Raw genomic sequence first — 14,486 nt, 5'->3', positions numbered from 1 at the left:
TCCGGGCACGGGCTCAGCCCGACGCTCCACCGGTGCCGGCCCCGGTTTCGGCATCGGCATCGGCATCGGTCCAGGCGTGCAGCTTGTCCGGGTTGAGCACCATCCACAGACCGGTGACCAGCCCGTCGCGCACATCGGTGGCCACGACCGCGACGGTGGTACCGGCGATGCGGACCGTCACGCCGGGAAGGCCGTTCACGTCCTCCTCGACGAGTTCCATCCCGGGATCCTTGCGCATGAGACCGACGAAGAGGCGGGCCACCTTGTCCCGGCCGACGACCGGACGCAGGGCCGCGCGTACCCTGCCGCCGCCGTCGCTGCGCGACTCGACGCCCGGGTCGAGGAGGGCGACGAGCGCGTCGAGGTCACCGGTCTCGCACGCCTCGCGGAACGCCGAGACGACCCGCCGGTGTTCGTCCGCCGGCCGGCCGACGGGCCTCCGGTCGGCGAGACGTCTGCGCGCCGAGGCGGCCAACTGGCGGCAGGCCGCGGGGGTGCGGCCCACCGTCTCGGCGATCTCGGTGAACGGCAGACCGAAGACGTCGTGCAGGACGAAGGCGACGCGTTCCGCGGGAGTGACCGTGTCCAGGACCACGAGCATCCCCATGCCGACCGATTCGTCGAGGGTGATCCGGTCGGCCGGATCGGCCTCGCCGGCACGGCCCGCGCTGGTCCACACGGTGCCGTCCCGCAGGGGCTCGGGCAGCCACTCCCCGGTGTAGCGCTCACGGCGGACGCGCGCCGACGCGAGATGGTCGAGGCAGATCCGGGAGGCGACCCGGGTCAGCCACGCCAGCGGCGTGCCGATCTCCCGCTGCGCCGCCTCGGGCTGGGCGTACCAACGGGCGTACGTCTCCTGCACCACGTCCTCGGCGTCCTGGACGGAACCGAGCATGCGGTAGCCGAGGTTGAGCAGCCGACGGCGTTCGGCCAGCAGGGAGCCGAGGGTGGGGTCGGAGTCCCGCGCGGGCCCGGGTGGTGTGGACACGGTGTCGTCATCCTCCCTGGGCGACGTGCTGGGCGACGTACGAGGCGAGCCACGCGTCGAAGGTCCCGGTGCCCCGGGGACCGGGCCCGGCCGGGAGCAGACCGTCGCCCGTCATGGCGGCGCCCGTGGCACCGGGCATCCTCACCGGCAGCAGCAGCCGTCGCCGGCTCCGGGCCCGCAGCAGCCGGCCCACCATGTCGACGAGTTGCTCGACCCGCGGCCCGGCGAGCTCGGGGGCCATGCCCTGCGCCGGTGCCAGGACGAGCCGCACGAGGTGCTGGGCCACCTCACGGGCCGCGACCGGCCGCGTCCGCATCCGGGGCACCACCGCGAGCGGCCCCGGGACGCGGTCGAGGGTCTGCTCCGCGAACTCGTGGAACTGGGTGGCGCGCAGCACCGTCCACGGTGTCCGCCCGTTCCTCACCACGTCCTCCTGACGCAGCTTGCCCTGGTAGTAGCCGAGGCCGACCCGGTCCACGCCGACGATCGACAGCACGGCGTGGTGCCGCACCCCGGCCCGTTCCCCCGCGTCCAGCAGGTTGCGCCCGACGCTGTCGAAGAACGAGACGGCCTTCCTCCCGCTCATGGTGATCACGTTGCTCACGTCGACGACCGCGTCCGCGCCCGCGACGGCCGCGTCGAGTCCGGCGCCCGTCACGAGGTCCACGCCCCGCGATCTCGCCAGCACCACCGGCTCGTGCCCCGCCGCGGCCAGTTCCTCGACCACGTACCGTCCGACCAGCCCCGTGCCGCCTGCCACCGCTACGCGCATGCCGTGCCTCCCGCTCGTCCCCATCGTCCCCCACGTCCCCGTACGCCGCCCCGGGTCACCGTGGGCCGTCCTGTCGTACGGGCCGTGGCCGGTCCCTCCGTACCGGCGCGGCCGGTGTCACCAGCAGGGCGGACACCAGCAGCAGCGCGGAGAGGGTCACGACGTTGAGCACCTGGTCGCGCGTCCCGTACATGTCGAGATGCTGGACGTGATAGCCGAAGTGCAAGGCGTCGAAGACCAGCCAGACCGCGCCCGTCGTCCGGACGAGCCGGTCGTTGCGCACCTGGCGCAGGGTGACGGCCGTCAGCAGGGCCAGCGCGAGGAACATGGCCCCGGTGTCCTTGGCGAGGTGTTCGTTGTAGGGGCCCAGTTGAGGCAGCCAGCTCAGGCCGAAGCCGGGGAAGTCCGCGTACCAGCCCTTCGGGGCGAAGTAGGCCCAGACGCCTGTGTACAGCCCGGTCACGGCCAGGAGGCCGAGACCGGCGTACCGGATTCTCGTGTTCATGCCCCTATGACGAGACAGCGGCCGCGGATGTGAGGCGGGCCGCCGTGGCAGGCCGGCCGGTCGTGGGCTAAGGCCGCGTGCCGCCCCTGGAGATGATGGTCCGGCCGGGGTCGGGCGTCGGTATGGCGGAGGGCGAGGAGAGGGTCGGGCGCGGCGTCGTGGACGGTCCGCGGCCTGCGGTGGCCCGGCCGGTCCGGGTGCTGGGGATGTGGGTCCGGGTCTGCCCGCCGGGGCGAGGTGTGGCGGACGACGGCGACGCCGACGGGCCGGGCGCGGTCGGCGGAGTGCCGCGCGGCGTCGGACCGCTGGTGGGCGGCGGCGGAGCGAGCGGGACGGTCGGGGCCACGGGCGCGTCGGGTGCGGTCATGCGCAGGGGCAGCGCGACGAGGGCGGCGACGGCGCAGGTCAGACCGGCCCCGGCCGCCGCGCGCAGCAGTCTGCGGCGGGCGGCGCCGCGGCGGATCGCCTCGTAGCGGCCGGCGGGCGGGCCGAGGTAGTCGGACGAGGGCCGCAGGATGACCGCGAGGGGGTCGTCGGGTTCGGTGCCCGGACCGTCATCAGGGTGTGTGATCAAGGCTTCTCCTCAGATGGGCGCGGAGCAGTTCTCGGGCCGCGTGGAGATCGGCCTTGATGGTTCCTTCCTTGCGCCCGGTCAGCACGGACACCTCTCGGATCGGCATGTCAGCGTAGTAGTGCAGCAGGATCGGGACGCGCAGTCGTTCGGGCAGCGACTGCACGAGCAGCCGCACCGAGGGGTCGGCCTGTTCGGCCGGCGGGCGGACGGCGGCCTCCACGGTGGCACGGTGCACGGCCCGGCGTTCGCGTTCGAGCTTGCGCCAGTGGTCCCGGACGAGGTTGGCCGCGGTGACGTAGAGGAAACCGCGGGGTTCCGCCACGGACGTCCAGCGGGCCCAGAGCCGGGTGAACGCCTCCGAGGCGATCTCGTGGGCCGTCTCGTCGTCGTCGACCAGACGGCGGCACCAGCCGGCGAGGCGCGGGTAGAGGGCGGCGAACAGCTCGGACGCGGCCTTCTCGCGGGACCGTTTCAACGCTCTCCATGGTCGTGGGTCACTCGTGGGGAAGGATCCCCGGCCGTCGGCGTGCGGTCCAGCGGCCCGGGATCCCCGGGGGGTCGGGAGGTGTCGGCGGTGGGCGTGGCGGGTGGCCACGACAGGCCGCGGGCCCCGGGGCCCGCGGCCCCCACGGTCAGCGGCTCGCGGAGCTGAGCGTCGCGAAGACGATCACGTTGTCGAGGTATCCGTCACCGGTGCGCGGGCCACCGCAGGTGATGAGCCGCAACTCCGGACGGTCCACGTCCCCGTAGACCGCGTCCGCCGGGAACTCCGCCTTGGCGACCGTGCGGACGGAGTCGACCGTGAACACCGCCGTCGTACCGTTCTGCAGGCGCGCCTCGACACGGTCGTCCCGGCGCAGCCGGGCGAGGTGCCGGAAGACACCGTCCCCGTAGGCACCGACCGTGACATGACCGAGGATCACCGACGGACCGGTCTGGCCCGGCGTCGGCGAGAACTGGTACCAGCCCGCCCGGTCGTGTGCCGTGACCGGGGGCACCTCCACACCGCCGCCCGGGGTCAGCCCCAGCCGGATGAGCGGGGTGTCGACCTGGATGGCCGGGATCCGCAACCCGACCGGGACCGAACGCCGCAGGGCACGCGCCGCGTTCGCGGACTGCCGCGAAGCCGGTGGCGTGGACGGTGGCGTGGTTGCCCGGCCCGGGGTCGTCGTGGTCCGGTCCGCCGGGTGGCCGCCGCAGCTCACGAGCAGCGAGGCCAGCGCCGCGGTGGCGAAGGCGCGCCTGGAGGGTGGGGTCACGCCCCGGTCGCCCGCCGGCGGCGTACGAGGAGGACCGCCGCGCCCCCGCCGAGGAGCACCGCGGCGGCGCCCGAGCCGATGAGCGTGCCCTGGGATCCGGACTGCGTGGACGTCGGCGTCACACCGGTGTCGGGCGCGCCGTTCGGGACGACGGCGACCTGGCTCCGGGTCGACGGCCGGCTCGGTACGGGGCTCGGCGCACGGGTGCCGCCCGGCGCCCGGCTGGGTTCGGCGCTGGGGGCCGGGGCGGTGGCGGCGCTGGGACGGGCGCTCGGGGTCGTCCCGTCGGCGAACGCGGACACCGTGCCCACCGGCACGGCCAGGCACGCGAGGGCCACGGCGCTCAGAACTGTTCGGCGCATGAATCGCTCTCTTTCCTCGGACCGCCCGCCCGGTCACCCGGGCGGGCTGTGTGGTGGATCGAGCGAAGAGACGAGACAGCGAGGGACCGGGTTGTAAAGAACGGGCAAAGTCGCCGGAGGGGCGTCCGCGGGGGTCCGGAGTGCCCTCAAGGTCCGTGGACGGGGGACGTCACAGCCCCGCGATCGCGTTCCAGCGCTTCGCGAACTCCGTGCGTTCGGTGGACGTGATGTCGCGGGCGATGGCGAGCCGCTTGCGCATGCTGCCGTCGGGGAAGATCAGCGGGTTCTCGGCGAGGGCGGCGGTGTCCTTGTCTCCGGAGGAGGCGAGGACGTCCTGGGCGGCCGGGACCGGGCAGACGTAGTTGACCCAGGAGGCCAGTTCCGCGGCCACCTCCGGCTGGTAGTAGTGGTCGACGAGCTTCTCCGCGTTGGCCTTGTGGCGCGCCAGGTTGGGGATCATCAGCGAGTCGGACCACAGTTCGGCGCCCTCCTCGGGGACGACGAAGCGGATGTCGGGGTTGTCGGCCTGGAGCTGGATCACGTCGCCCGAGTACGCCTGGCAGGCCAGTACGTCCCCGCTGACCAGGTCCTTGGTGTAGTCGTTGCCGGTGAAGCGCCGGATCTGGCCGTTGTGGACGTACTTCTCGACCTGGTCGCAGATCCGGTGGAAGTCGTCGGCGGTCCACCGGGTGATGTCGACACCGTTGCCCTGCATGAGCAGCGCGAACGCCTCGTCCAGGCCGGAGAGCAGGGTGACCCGGCCCTTGAGGTCGCCGGCCCACAGGTCGGAGACGTGCCTGATCTCACGGCCGACCTTGCGGCGGTCGTACGCGATGCCGGTGATGCCCGACTGCCACGGCACGGTGGACCTGCGGCCGGGGTCGAAGGGCGGTGAACTCAGCAGCGGGTCAAGGTACTTGGTGACGTTCGGCTGCTCGGCCCGGTTCATCCGCTGGACCCAGCCGAGGCGGACGAAGCGCGCGCACATCCAGTCGCTGATGACGATCAGGTCGCGGCCCGTCTGCTGGTGGTTCATCAGGGACGGGCTGATCTTGCCGAAGAACTCGTCGTTGTCGTTGATCTCCTCGATGTAGTCGACGGAGATCCCGGTGCGCTTCTCGAAGGCGTCCAGCGTGGGCCGCTCGGTGTGGTTCTTGTCGTCGGTGTCGATGTAGAGCGGCCAGTTCGACCAGGTCAGCCGCTTGTCACGGGCGGAGAGGTCGGCCGCGGCACGGTCCCCGGGCGACACGTACGCGGCGGGCACCCCGCATCCCGCCAGCGCGCCGAGCGCCGCACCCCCGCCCAGGGCGCGCAGCAGGGACCGGCGGGACAGGGTCGAGGTCTTCCGCATCACTGGCACGCCGGCAGCATCCCGTTCCCGGGAGCGCCCGGACAATGGACGCTGCGTCGAGCGCTCGCCCGCCGAACCGACACCCTGTCGATCAAGGAGCGCCGGGCGGCCGCTCCGTACGGGGTCGTTCCGGCGGAGGTCGGGCCGGGGGCCCTGGCTTCGGCGCCGGCCGCGTCGGCGCACCAACTGTGCCGGGTGCGCCGCCCCGCGCTCCCGGCACGGCGCGGCGGCCACGGTCTCGGTCCCGGCGCGCTCTTCGTGCCGCTGGGCCACCAGCACACGCATACCGTCCAGTATGCCGCGCCGCCGACCTGTGCAGGGAAGGCCGTGGGAAGGCAGCGGGAACGCCGCGGCCCCGGACGGTTCACCACCGTCCGGGGCCGCGCGTTCACCGCCTGGGGCCGTGTCTCCATGGCCTGCCCGGGGCTACGCGTCCAGCGACGTCATCACGTGCTTGATCCGCGTGTAGTCCTCGAAGCCGTACCCGGAGAGGTCCTTGCCGTAGCCGGACTTCTTGAAGCCGCCGTGCGGCATCTCGGCGACCAGCGGGATGTGGGTGTTGATCCACACGCAGCCGAAGTCGAGGGCCTTGGACAGCCGCATCGCGCGGCCGTGGTCCTTCGTCCAGACGGAGGACGCGAGGGCGTAGTCCACGCCGTTCGCCCACTCGACGGCCTGGGCCTCGTCGGTGAAGGACTGCACGGTGATGACCGGTCCGAAGACCTCGTTCTGGATGATCTCGTCGTCCTGCTTCAGGCCCGAGACGACGGTCGGGGCGTAGAAGTAGCCCTTGTCGCCGACCCGGTGGCCACCGGCCTCCACCTTCGCGTGGGCGGGCAGCCGCTCGATGAACCCGGTGACCTGCTGGAGCTGGTTGGGGTTGTTCAGCGGGCCGTAGAGCACGTCCTCGTCGTCCGGCTGACCGGTCTTGGTCTCGGACGCGGCCTTGGCGAGCGCGGCCACGAACTCGTCGTGGATGCTCTCCTGGACGAGGACCCGGGTGGCGGCCGTACAGTCCTGGCCGGCGTTGAAGTAGCCCGCGACCGAGATGTCCTCCACGGCCTTGGCGATGTCGGTGTCGGCGAAGACCACGACCGGGGCCTTGCCGCCGAGCTCCAGGTGGACCCGCTTGAGGTCCTTGGACGCCGACTCGGCGACCGACATGCCCGCGCGCACCGAACCGGTGATGGAGGCCATCGCCGGGGTGGGGTGCTCGACCATCGCGCGGCCGGTGTCGCGGTCGCCGCAGATGACGTTGAAGACGCCCTTGGGGAGGATGCCGCCGATGATGTCGGCGATCAGGACGGTGGAGGCGGGGGTGGTGTCCGAGGGCTTCAGGACGACCGTGTTGCCCGCCGCGAGCGCCGGCGCGAACTTCCACACGGCCATCATCATCGGGTAGTTCCACGGCGCGACCTGCGCGCAGACGCCGACCGGCTCACGGCGGACGATGGAGGTCATGCCCTCCATGTACTCGCCGGCCGAACGGCCTTCGAGCATCCGCGCCGCGCCCGCGAAGAAGCGGATCTGGTCGACCATGGGCGGGATTTCCTCGGACCGGGTCAGCCCGATCGGCTTGCCGGTGTTCTCCACCTCGGCCGCGATGAGTTCCTCGGCCCGCTCCTCGAACGCGTCCGCGATCTTCAGGAGTGCCTTCTGACGCTCGGCGGGCGTCTGGTCGCGCCAGGCCGGGAAGGCCGCGGCGGCGGCCGCCATCGCGGCGTCCACGTCCGGCCGGCCGGACAGCGGCGCGGTCGCGTACGCCTCGCCGGTCGCGGGGTTGACGACCTCGGTGGTCCGCCCGTCGGCGGCGTCCCGGAACTCACCGTCGATGTAATTGCGCAGACGACGCAGCTCGGTGCTCACTGCCGGCCCTCCAAGTTCGGGTGTCCAATCACTGAGACACCCACACTAATCCGTGACTCCACGTTTTCAACACCCCTGGCGACCCCTCGACTGCGAAATCCGCAAGCTAGGCACCCGTAAACAACGAATTTCATCGCTACAGCCTTGCGGAACCGTCGAGACGTCGTGCACAGTGAGGTCGTGGCCAGTCGAAGCGCAGACCCCAGGGACTCCACCCGCGAGTCCAGGAACGGCAGTCCCCAGCTGGACTCCGTGTCCCTCGCCATCATCGAGCAGCTCCAGCAGGACGGACGCCGTCCGTACGCCGCGATAGGCAAGGCCGTGGGCCTGTCCGAGGCGGCCGTGCGCCAGCGCGTGCAGAAGCTGCTCGACCAGGGCGTGATGCAGATCGTCGCCGTCACGGACCCCCTCACCGTGGGCTTCCGCCGGCAGGCGATGGTCGGCGTCAACGTCGAGGGCGACCTCGACCCGGTGGCCGAGGCGCTGACCGCCATGCCGGAAGTCGAGTACGTGGTGATGACCGCGGGCTCGTTCGACATCCTCGCCGAGGTCGTCTGCGAGGACGACGACCACCTGCTGGACGTCATCAACAAACGCATCCGGGCGCTGCCCGCCGTGCGCTCCACCGAGAGCTTCGTCTACCTGAAGCTCAAGAAACAGACCTACATGTGGGGAACCCGATAGCCGTGAGCAAGGACCTCAGCCGAACCGCGTACGACCACCTGTGGATGCACTTCACCCGCATGTCCTCGTACGAGAACGCGCCCGTTCCCACCATCGTCCGTGGTGAGGGCACCTACATCTACGACGACAAGGGCAAGCGCTACCTCGACGGTCTCGCGGGTCTGTTCGTGGTCCAGGCGGGCCACGGCCGCACCGAACTCGCGGAGACGGCGTTCAAGCAGGCGCAGGAGCTGGCCTTCTTCCCGGTGTGGTCCTACGCCCACCCCAAGGCCATCGAGCTCGCCGAGCGCCTCGCCCACTACGCGCCGGGCGACCTGAACAAGGTCTTCTTCACCACCGGCGGCGGCGAGGCCGTCGAGACCGCGTGGAAGCTCGCCAAGCAGTACTTCAAGCTCCAGGGCAAGCCGACCAAGTACAAGGTCATCTCGCGCGCGGTCGCCTACCACGGCACCCCGCAGGGCGCCCTGTCGATCACCGGTCTGCCGGCCCTCAAGGCCCCCTTCGAGCCGCTGGTCCCCGGTGCCCACAAGGTCCCCAACACCAACATCTACCGCGCCCCGCTCTTCGGCGACGACCCCGAGGCCTACGGCCGCTGGGCCGCCGACCAGATCGAGCAGGAGATCCTCTTCGAGGGCCCGGAGACCGTCGCCGCGGTCTTCCTGGAGCCGGTGCAGAACGCCGGCGGCTGCTTCCCGCCGCCGCCCGGCTACTTCCAGCGCGTGCGCGAGATCTGCGACCAGTACGACGTACTGCTGGTGTCGGACGAGGTCATCTGCGCCTTCGGCCGTCTCGGCACGATGTTCGGCTGCGACAAGTTCGGCTACGTACCGGACATGATCACCTGCGCCAAGGGCATGACCTCGGGCTACTCCCCGATCGGCGCGTGCATCGTCTCCGACCGCATCGCCGAGCCGTTCTACAAGGGCGACAACACCTTCCTGCACGGCTACACCTTCGGCGGCCACCCCGTGTCGGCCGCGGTGGGCCTCGCCAACCTCGACCTGTTCGAGCGCGAGGGTCTCAACCAGCACGTGCTCGACAACGAGGCCAACTTCCTTCAGACCCTGCAGAAGCTGCACGACCTGCCGATCGTCGGCGACGTCCGCGGCAACGGCTTCTTCTACGGCATCGAGCTCGTGAAGGACAAGGCCACCAAGGAGACCTTCACGGACGAGGAGTCGGAGCGCGTGCTCTACGGCTTCGTCTCCAAGAAGCTCTTCGAGTACGGCCTCTACTGCCGCGCCGACGACCGCGGTGACCCGGTCATCCAGCTGTCGCCGCCGCTGATCTCCGACCAGTCGACCTTCGACGAGATCGAGGGCATCGTCCGTCAGGTGCTGACGGAGGCGTGGGCGAAGCTCTGATTCCGCCCGGCTGATCCACAACGGCCCCGGGGCGCCCGTTCGAGTGAGAATGGGCGCCCCGGGGCCGCGTGCTGTCCGGCCTCCCGCCCCCGACTCCCTAGCGTGCCCAGTGACCGATCGGCCCTGCCTTCGTTCCCCCGTCCGGGGGATTGGCAGCGCAAATCAGATCTGAACGAGGTGTACGCGATGGTGGCCCCGCCGGACAACGACGTGCTCTGGGCACGCGCCCTGCACGTCAAGCACAACGGCTCGCCCGCGCTCAGCGGTGTCTCGCTCGGCGTCCGCGAGGGTGAGATCCTCGCCGTCGGCGGCCCGCGCGGCAGCGGTAAGACCACACTGCTCCAGTGCCTGTCCGGACAGCTCCTGCCGCAGCAGGGCGAGGTCTGGTTCAACAGCGTGCCCGTGCACACCATGGGCGCGCTGGCCCGCGAACGCCTGCGCCGCGACCGCTTCGGCTGGATCGACCCCGTACCCGTCCTCGTGCCCGAGCTCAACTCCTGGGAGAACGCGGCGCTGCCCCTGATGCTGCGCGGCTCCGGCCGCCGCGCCGCGAAGACCGCCGCCCTCGAATGGCTCGAACGCCTCGACATCGGCGACTGCGCGCGCAAACGGCCGCACGCCCTGCTCCAGGCCGAGCGGCAGCGCGTGGCCATCGCCCGCGCGCTCGTGCCCGCCCCCCAGGTGCTCTTCGCCGACGAACCGACCGCCCCGCTGCACCGCGCCGACCGCGCCCACGTCCTGCGCACGCTGACCACCGCCGCCCGCTCGCACGGCATCACGGTCGTCCTCGCCACGCACGACGCGGACACCGCCGCCCTCGCCGACCGGACGATCACGCTGCTGGACGGACGGCGTGTGAACACCGTCCACCTGCCCCCGGTCACCGAGACGGAAGGCCGGGCCGCGTGCTCGCTCTCCGTCTAGCCCGCGGGGCCCATCCCCTCGTCCAGTTGCGCAGGCTGCTCGTGGCCGCCGCCTCGGCCGGCACCGGCTTCCTGCTGCTGAGCGCGCTGGGATACGCCATGGCGCATCCCGACGCCTCGACCGGCTCGGTGCTGCGGCTCCTGTGGTGCCTCGCGCCCGTCGCCGCCACCGTCCACCTCGCGGTCGCGGTGGCCCGTACGGACCCGGGGACCCGGCCCCGTCCCGGGCTCGCGGCGGTCGGGCTCGGCCCCGGGCGCCTGATGGCCTTCTCGGCGGTGACCACCGCCCTGTCGACCACGCTGGGCTCGCTGCTCGCGCTGCTGGTCTTCCTGCACCTGCGCGGCGATCTGACGGGCACGCCCTTCGACGGCACCACGACGGCCTTCCTCGCCGCGGACCAGCCACTGCCACTGCCCGCCGCCCTGACCCTGCTGCTCCTCGTGCCGCTCACCGCGTCCGCCGCCAGCGCGGTCGCGCTGCGCCCGCGGATCGCCGGCAGCGGCCGGACGGTCCGGCCGCGCGCCGACGCCGCGGGAATCTCCGGTGCTCCCGGCACGCCCGGGGACCCCGCCGCCGCGACCACCGGGGCAGGACCGGACACCGACCACCCGGACTCCCCGGTGGACCCGCGGCTGCCCGCCCCTCCCCTGCCCGCGCCCGCCGGACTGCCCTGGGGCACCGCCGTCGTCGCGGCGGGGCTCGCCGTGGAGTCGTACGCGAGCCGCTCCGGAGCGGCACCCGGCTCCGACCTGACGAGCCGGTTCGCGGGCAGCCCCGCCGGGGTGCTCGGCGGCTGGGCCCTCACCGCGCTCGGACTGGCCCTGGCCGGACCCGCCCTCACCCACCTGTGCGGATGGCTCCTCCAGGCCGTACGCCCCGGCGCGCTGCGCCTGCTCGCCGGACGCGGTCTCCAGGGGGAGGCCCGGCGCATCGGGCGCCCCCTCGGAGTGGTGTGCGCGGTGGCGTCGGGCGCGTACGCGGTGGCGACGGTGTATGCCGGAGCGCGGCCCTCGATCGGGCCGCTCAGCACGTTCGGGGCGCTGCTCGTGGCCGGGTGCGCCGTCGCGACGCTGTTCACGGCGGCGCTGGAGACCAAGCAGGCCCGCGCCGACACCACGGCGGCGCTGCTGCGGCTGGGGGCGCCCGCCTCGGTGCTGCGCAACGCGGCGCTGCTGCGCGCGGGTGTGCTGCTCGCCGTGTTCGGTCCGCTGACCTGGCTCGTCGCGGAGCTGGCGGCCGTGCCGCTGGCCCGCTGAACAGAGGTACGAACCGTCCAGGCCCTGGCCGATGAGTTCCGCGCGGACGGGCGGTCTACCTCTCCGTACGGAAGACGACTTCACCGCCACCGGGAGAGACCGCGCATGTACCAGCAGATGATCTTCGTGAACCTCGCCGTGAACGACGTCGACGCCTCGAAGAAGTTCTTCACCGAGCTCGGCTACACGATCAACCCGCAGTTCTCGACGGACGACTGCGCCTGCGTCGTCATCAGCGACACGATCGTCGCGATGCTGCTGAGCAAGCAGCGCTACGCGGACTTCACGAAGAAGGAGATCGCCGACCCGGCCCGGACCAGCGAGGTGCTGCTCTGTCTGAGCGCCGAGAGCCGCGAGAAGGTGGACGAGCTGTGCGACAAGGCCCTCGCGGCGGGCGGCTCCGGCACCCGGGACGCCCAGGACCACGGCTACATGTACGGCCGCTCCTTCGACGACCCGGACGGCCACACCTGGGAGGTCATGTGGATGGACCCGGCGGCCGTCCAGGGCTGAGCGTTCCCGACGCCCGGCCCGCCGACGCCCCGGCCCGGCCCCCCTTCCGGCCCGCCCCTAGCATGGCCGCGTGCAGCCAACTCCCCTCCACGCCGGTCACGACCGTGAGATCGAGTCCCTCGCCGAGTTCGACGAGGTCGTCTCCGAGAGCGGCTCGCTCTCCCGGTTCCGTGTCCAGTCCATAGACCTGACGGACCGTACGGACGCACTGCTGTCCGTGGACACCTCGGGCGCCGTCTTCCTCGGCTGCCCGATGGATCCGCGGGCGGCTGCCCGGGTGAGAGCCACGGGCGCGCTGGTCTTCCCGCCCATACCGGGGCTGCCCTTCGACCCGTACCGGGGACAGCTCCACTCCCCCGACGAGCTCTTCGCGTCCCTCGACGACGGGTACGAGGCGACACCGGACGCCCGCACGTACGACTGGTTCCAGCGGACCAAGGCCGACGGCGACATCTTCGCGTCGATGCTGCGCTCGATCCACGACGACGCCGTGTCGGACGCCCTCGACGAACTCCTCGCCGGCACACGGGTGGTGGGCGTGATGGGCGGCCACGCCATGGCGCGCGGCACGCAGGCGTACGAGGGCGCGGCGCTCCTGGGCCGCGAACTGGCGCGCTCCGGACTCATGGTCGCCACCGGTGGCGGCCCGGGCGCGATGGAGGCCGCGAACCTCGGCGCGTACGCGGCCCCGTTCGACGACGCGATGCTCACCGAGGCACTCGGGCTGCTCGCCGGGACTCCGTCGTTCAGCCCCTCGATCACGGACTGGGCGCGCGCCGGGTTCGCGGTGCGGGAACGCTGGCCCGCCGGCGGCCCCTCGGTCGGCATCCCGACCTGGTTCTACGGTCACGAGCCGCCGAACCCGTTCGCCGCGCACATCGCCAAGTACTTCGCCAACGCGACCCGTGAGGACGGGCTGTTGGCCCGCTCGAACGCGGGCGTCGTCTTCCTGCCGGGCGCCGCCGGGACCGTACAGGAGATCTTCGACAACGCGACCCCGAACTACTACGAGTCGCGCGGGGAGCCCACCCCGATGGTGCTCGTGGACCGCGCGCACTGGACCGAGCGGCACCCCACCTGGCCGCTCCTCCAATCCCTCGCCCGTGAGCGGCCGATGGAGTCCCGGATCGCTCTGGTGGACCGGATCGAGGACGCTCCGGAGGCTCTCAAACGCCTCGGTGGTTAACAACAAGGCAAAGCTGACGGCGCGGAAGGGCATATACATTGACAGCCCTTAGCCGACACTTATAAACCTGTGTGGCCTAAGGGAGTCCTGTTTCCACAGCAGAACCCCCCTCAAACCCCCCGCAGTTGCGCAATCTGTGAAGGGCAATCGTGTCCATATCTCGCCGTACCGCACGTTCTGTGCGCATCCTCGGTGTTGCCTCCGCCACGGCCGCGCTCGCGCTCGGTGTCGCCGGCAACGCACTTGCTTGCAATATCCGTGACTTCTCGGCCGTCGCCTCGTGCGACGACAACGGGAAGGGCATCATCACCGTGACCGACACCGACGCCTCCGGCGTCGAGGCCACGGTCTCCGTCTTCCTCGAGACCAACGGCGCGGACGCCCGTCAGGTCGGCTCCGAGACGGTCAAGGGCACCCGCGAGGGCGCCACCGTCACCTTCTCCGAGGACTGGGCTCCCAACGCCACGTACCGCGTCCACGTCACGGCCGGGAAGATCGTCAACGAGGACGTCTCGCCCCAGCTGACCACGCCCTCCAAGGCGTGCAAGTCCGACGAGTCGCCTTCTCCGACGCCTAAGCCGTCGGAGAGCTCCTCCTCCCCCGCCCCCTCGGAGTCGGCTTCCGCGACCCCGTCGGAGTCGGAGAGCAGCGCCGCGCCCGCGACGCCGGGCGACAACGCCCCGTCGCCCGCGGTCGGTGACTCCAACCTCGCCGAGACCGGTGCGAACTCCAACACCCCGATGATCGCCGGCATCGCCGGTGCCTTCGTGGTCGTCGGCGGCGGAGCGGTCTTCTTCGGCATGCGCCGCCGCGGCGCCTCGAAGGCCGGCTGAACCGCACACCGTCCGTAGGCCGTGTGGCCCGTCCCCTCCTGGAGGGGGC

The 14,486-nt window shown here is 71.8% G+C and carries 16 protein-coding genes; 7 read left to right on the top strand and 9 right to left on the bottom strand.

Translation table 11 applies throughout. From position 1 onward, the window contains the following. Positions 1 to 13 precede the first annotated feature (13 nt). The 9 genes from sigJ to ACFV2J_RS22345 all read right to left on the bottom strand — a co-directional run bounded on the left by sigJ (position 14) and on the right by ACFV2J_RS22345 (position 7,677). Positions 14 to 988: an RNA polymerase sigma factor SigJ gene (sigJ, locus tag ACFV2J_RS22385; RefSeq protein ID WP_385085980.1), complete on the bottom strand. Its 975-nt coding sequence runs from the start codon at positions 986 to 988 to the stop codon at positions 14 to 16. Positions 989 to 995: 7 nt separating this feature from the next. After that, positions 996 to 1,760 (bottom strand): SDR family oxidoreductase, encoded by a 765-nt coding sequence (locus ACFV2J_RS22380; protein ID WP_385085982.1) that lies wholly within the window; start codon positions 1,758 to 1,760, stop codon positions 996 to 998. A 55-nt stretch (positions 1,761 to 1,815) separates the two neighbouring features. Then, on the bottom strand, positions 1,816 to 2,265 hold the full coding sequence (locus tag ACFV2J_RS22375; RefSeq protein WP_385085984.1) for a hypothetical protein: 450 nt from the start codon (positions 2,263 to 2,265) through the stop codon (positions 1,816 to 1,818). A 67-nt stretch (positions 2,266 to 2,332) separates the two neighbouring features. Then, entirely contained in the window at positions 2,333 to 2,839 is a 507-nt protein-coding gene (locus tag ACFV2J_RS22370) for a hypothetical protein (protein ID WP_385085985.1), read from the bottom strand. Then, complete coding sequence (locus ACFV2J_RS22365; RefSeq protein ID WP_385085986.1) at positions 2,823 to 3,314, bottom strand: RNA polymerase sigma factor; 492 nt, start codon at positions 3,312 to 3,314, stop codon at positions 2,823 to 2,825. The genes ACFV2J_RS22370 and ACFV2J_RS22365 overlap by 17 nt, the downstream gene beginning before the upstream one ends. 157 nt (positions 3,315 to 3,471) lie before the next feature. Beyond that, a complete protein-coding gene (locus ACFV2J_RS22360) occupies positions 3,472 to 4,098 on the bottom strand; it encodes a class F sortase (RefSeq protein ID WP_385085987.1) in 627 nt (208 codons plus the stop codon). Then, positions 4,095 to 4,460, bottom strand: a complete 366-nt coding sequence (locus ACFV2J_RS22355) for a sortase-dependent protein (RefSeq protein WP_385085989.1) — start codon at positions 4,458 to 4,460, stop codon at positions 4,095 to 4,097. The genes ACFV2J_RS22360 and ACFV2J_RS22355 overlap by 4 nt, the downstream gene beginning before the upstream one ends. Positions 4,461 to 4,629: 169 nt before the next feature. Continuing rightward, positions 4,630 to 5,811 (bottom strand): spermidine/putrescine ABC transporter substrate-binding protein, encoded by a 1,182-nt coding sequence (locus ACFV2J_RS22350; protein WP_385085991.1) that lies wholly within the window; start codon positions 5,809 to 5,811, stop codon positions 4,630 to 4,632. A gap of 426 nt (positions 5,812 to 6,237) precedes the next feature. Continuing rightward, the gene (locus tag ACFV2J_RS22345) at positions 6,238 to 7,677 is read right to left on the bottom strand and encodes a gamma-aminobutyraldehyde dehydrogenase (protein ID WP_385097259.1); all 1,440 of its coding nucleotides are present in this window, start codon (positions 7,675 to 7,677) and stop codon (positions 6,238 to 6,240) included. Positions 7,678 to 7,842: 165 nt separating this feature from the next. Between ACFV2J_RS22345 and ACFV2J_RS22340 the strand changes: the two genes are divergently transcribed. From ACFV2J_RS22340 to ACFV2J_RS22310, 7 genes are all read left to right on the top strand, one after another. Next, positions 7,843 to 8,361, top strand: coding sequence for an Lrp/AsnC family transcriptional regulator (locus ACFV2J_RS22340; protein WP_148010704.1), 519 nt, complete (start codon positions 7,843 to 7,845; stop codon positions 8,359 to 8,361). Then, positions 8,346 to 9,725 carry an aspartate aminotransferase family protein gene (locus ACFV2J_RS22335; RefSeq protein ID WP_385097256.1) on the top strand — a complete coding sequence of 460 codons (1,380 nt, stop codon included), beginning with the start codon at positions 8,346 to 8,348 and terminating at the stop codon, positions 9,723 to 9,725. Before ACFV2J_RS22340 ends, ACFV2J_RS22335 begins: the two co-directional genes overlap by 16 nt. Before the next feature lie 186 nt (positions 9,726 to 9,911). Then, positions 9,912 to 10,649 carry an ABC transporter ATP-binding protein gene (locus tag ACFV2J_RS22330; RefSeq protein ID WP_385096317.1) on the top strand — a complete coding sequence of 246 codons (738 nt, stop codon included), beginning with the start codon at positions 9,912 to 9,914 and terminating at the stop codon, positions 10,647 to 10,649. Beyond that, the gene (locus ACFV2J_RS22325) at positions 10,631 to 11,905 is read left to right on the top strand and encodes a hypothetical protein (protein ID WP_385440173.1); all 1,275 of its coding nucleotides are present in this window, start codon (positions 10,631 to 10,633) and stop codon (positions 11,903 to 11,905) included. Before ACFV2J_RS22330 ends, ACFV2J_RS22325 begins: the two co-directional genes overlap by 19 nt. A gap of 105 nt (positions 11,906 to 12,010) precedes the next feature. After that, on the top strand, positions 12,011 to 12,418 hold the full coding sequence (locus tag ACFV2J_RS22320) for a VOC family protein (protein ID WP_385096323.1): 408 nt from the start codon (positions 12,011 to 12,013) through the stop codon (positions 12,416 to 12,418). Between the two features lie 70 nt (positions 12,419 to 12,488). After that, entirely contained in the window at positions 12,489 to 13,604 is a 1,116-nt protein-coding gene (locus tag ACFV2J_RS22315) for an LOG family protein (RefSeq protein WP_385096326.1), read from the top strand. Positions 13,605 to 13,753: 149 nt separating this feature from the next. Next, a complete protein-coding gene (locus tag ACFV2J_RS22310) occupies positions 13,754 to 14,437 on the top strand; it encodes an LAETG motif-containing sortase-dependent surface protein (RefSeq protein ID WP_385096329.1) in 684 nt (227 codons plus the stop codon). The last annotated feature ends 49 nt before the right edge of the window (positions 14,438 to 14,486 follow it).

It is taken from the genome of Streptomyces sp. NPDC059668 (genome assembly GCF_042734135.1).
Classification (GTDB): Bacteria; Actinomycetota; Actinomycetes; order Streptomycetales; family Streptomycetaceae; genus Streptomyces.
This window is presented reverse-complemented; position numbering and strand designations above follow the sequence as displayed.

Bases quoted from the DNA above. Each gene is read 5' to 3' on its own strand.
- ACFV2J_RS22330 (WP_385096317.1), top strand. From the start codon at position 9,912: ATGGTGGCCCCGCCGGACAACGACGTGCTCTGGGCACGCGCCCTGCAC.
- ACFV2J_RS22375 (WP_385085984.1), bottom strand. From the start codon at position 2,265: ATGAACACGAGAATCCGGTACGCCGGTCTCGGCCTCCTGGCCGTGACC.
- ACFV2J_RS22320 (WP_385096323.1), top strand. From the start codon at position 12,011: ATGTACCAGCAGATGATCTTCGTGAACCTCGCCGTGAACGACGTCGAC.
- ACFV2J_RS22355 (WP_385085989.1), bottom strand. From the start codon at position 4,460: ATGCGCCGAACAGTTCTGAGCGCCGTGGCCCTCGCGTGCCTGGCCGTG.
- ACFV2J_RS22380 (WP_385085982.1), bottom strand. From the start codon at position 1,760: ATGCGCGTAGCGGTGGCAGGCGGCACGGGGCTGGTCGGACGGTACGTG.
- ACFV2J_RS22350 (WP_385085991.1), bottom strand. From the start codon at position 5,811: ATGCGGAAGACCTCGACCCTGTCCCGCCGGTCCCTGCTGCGCGCCCTG.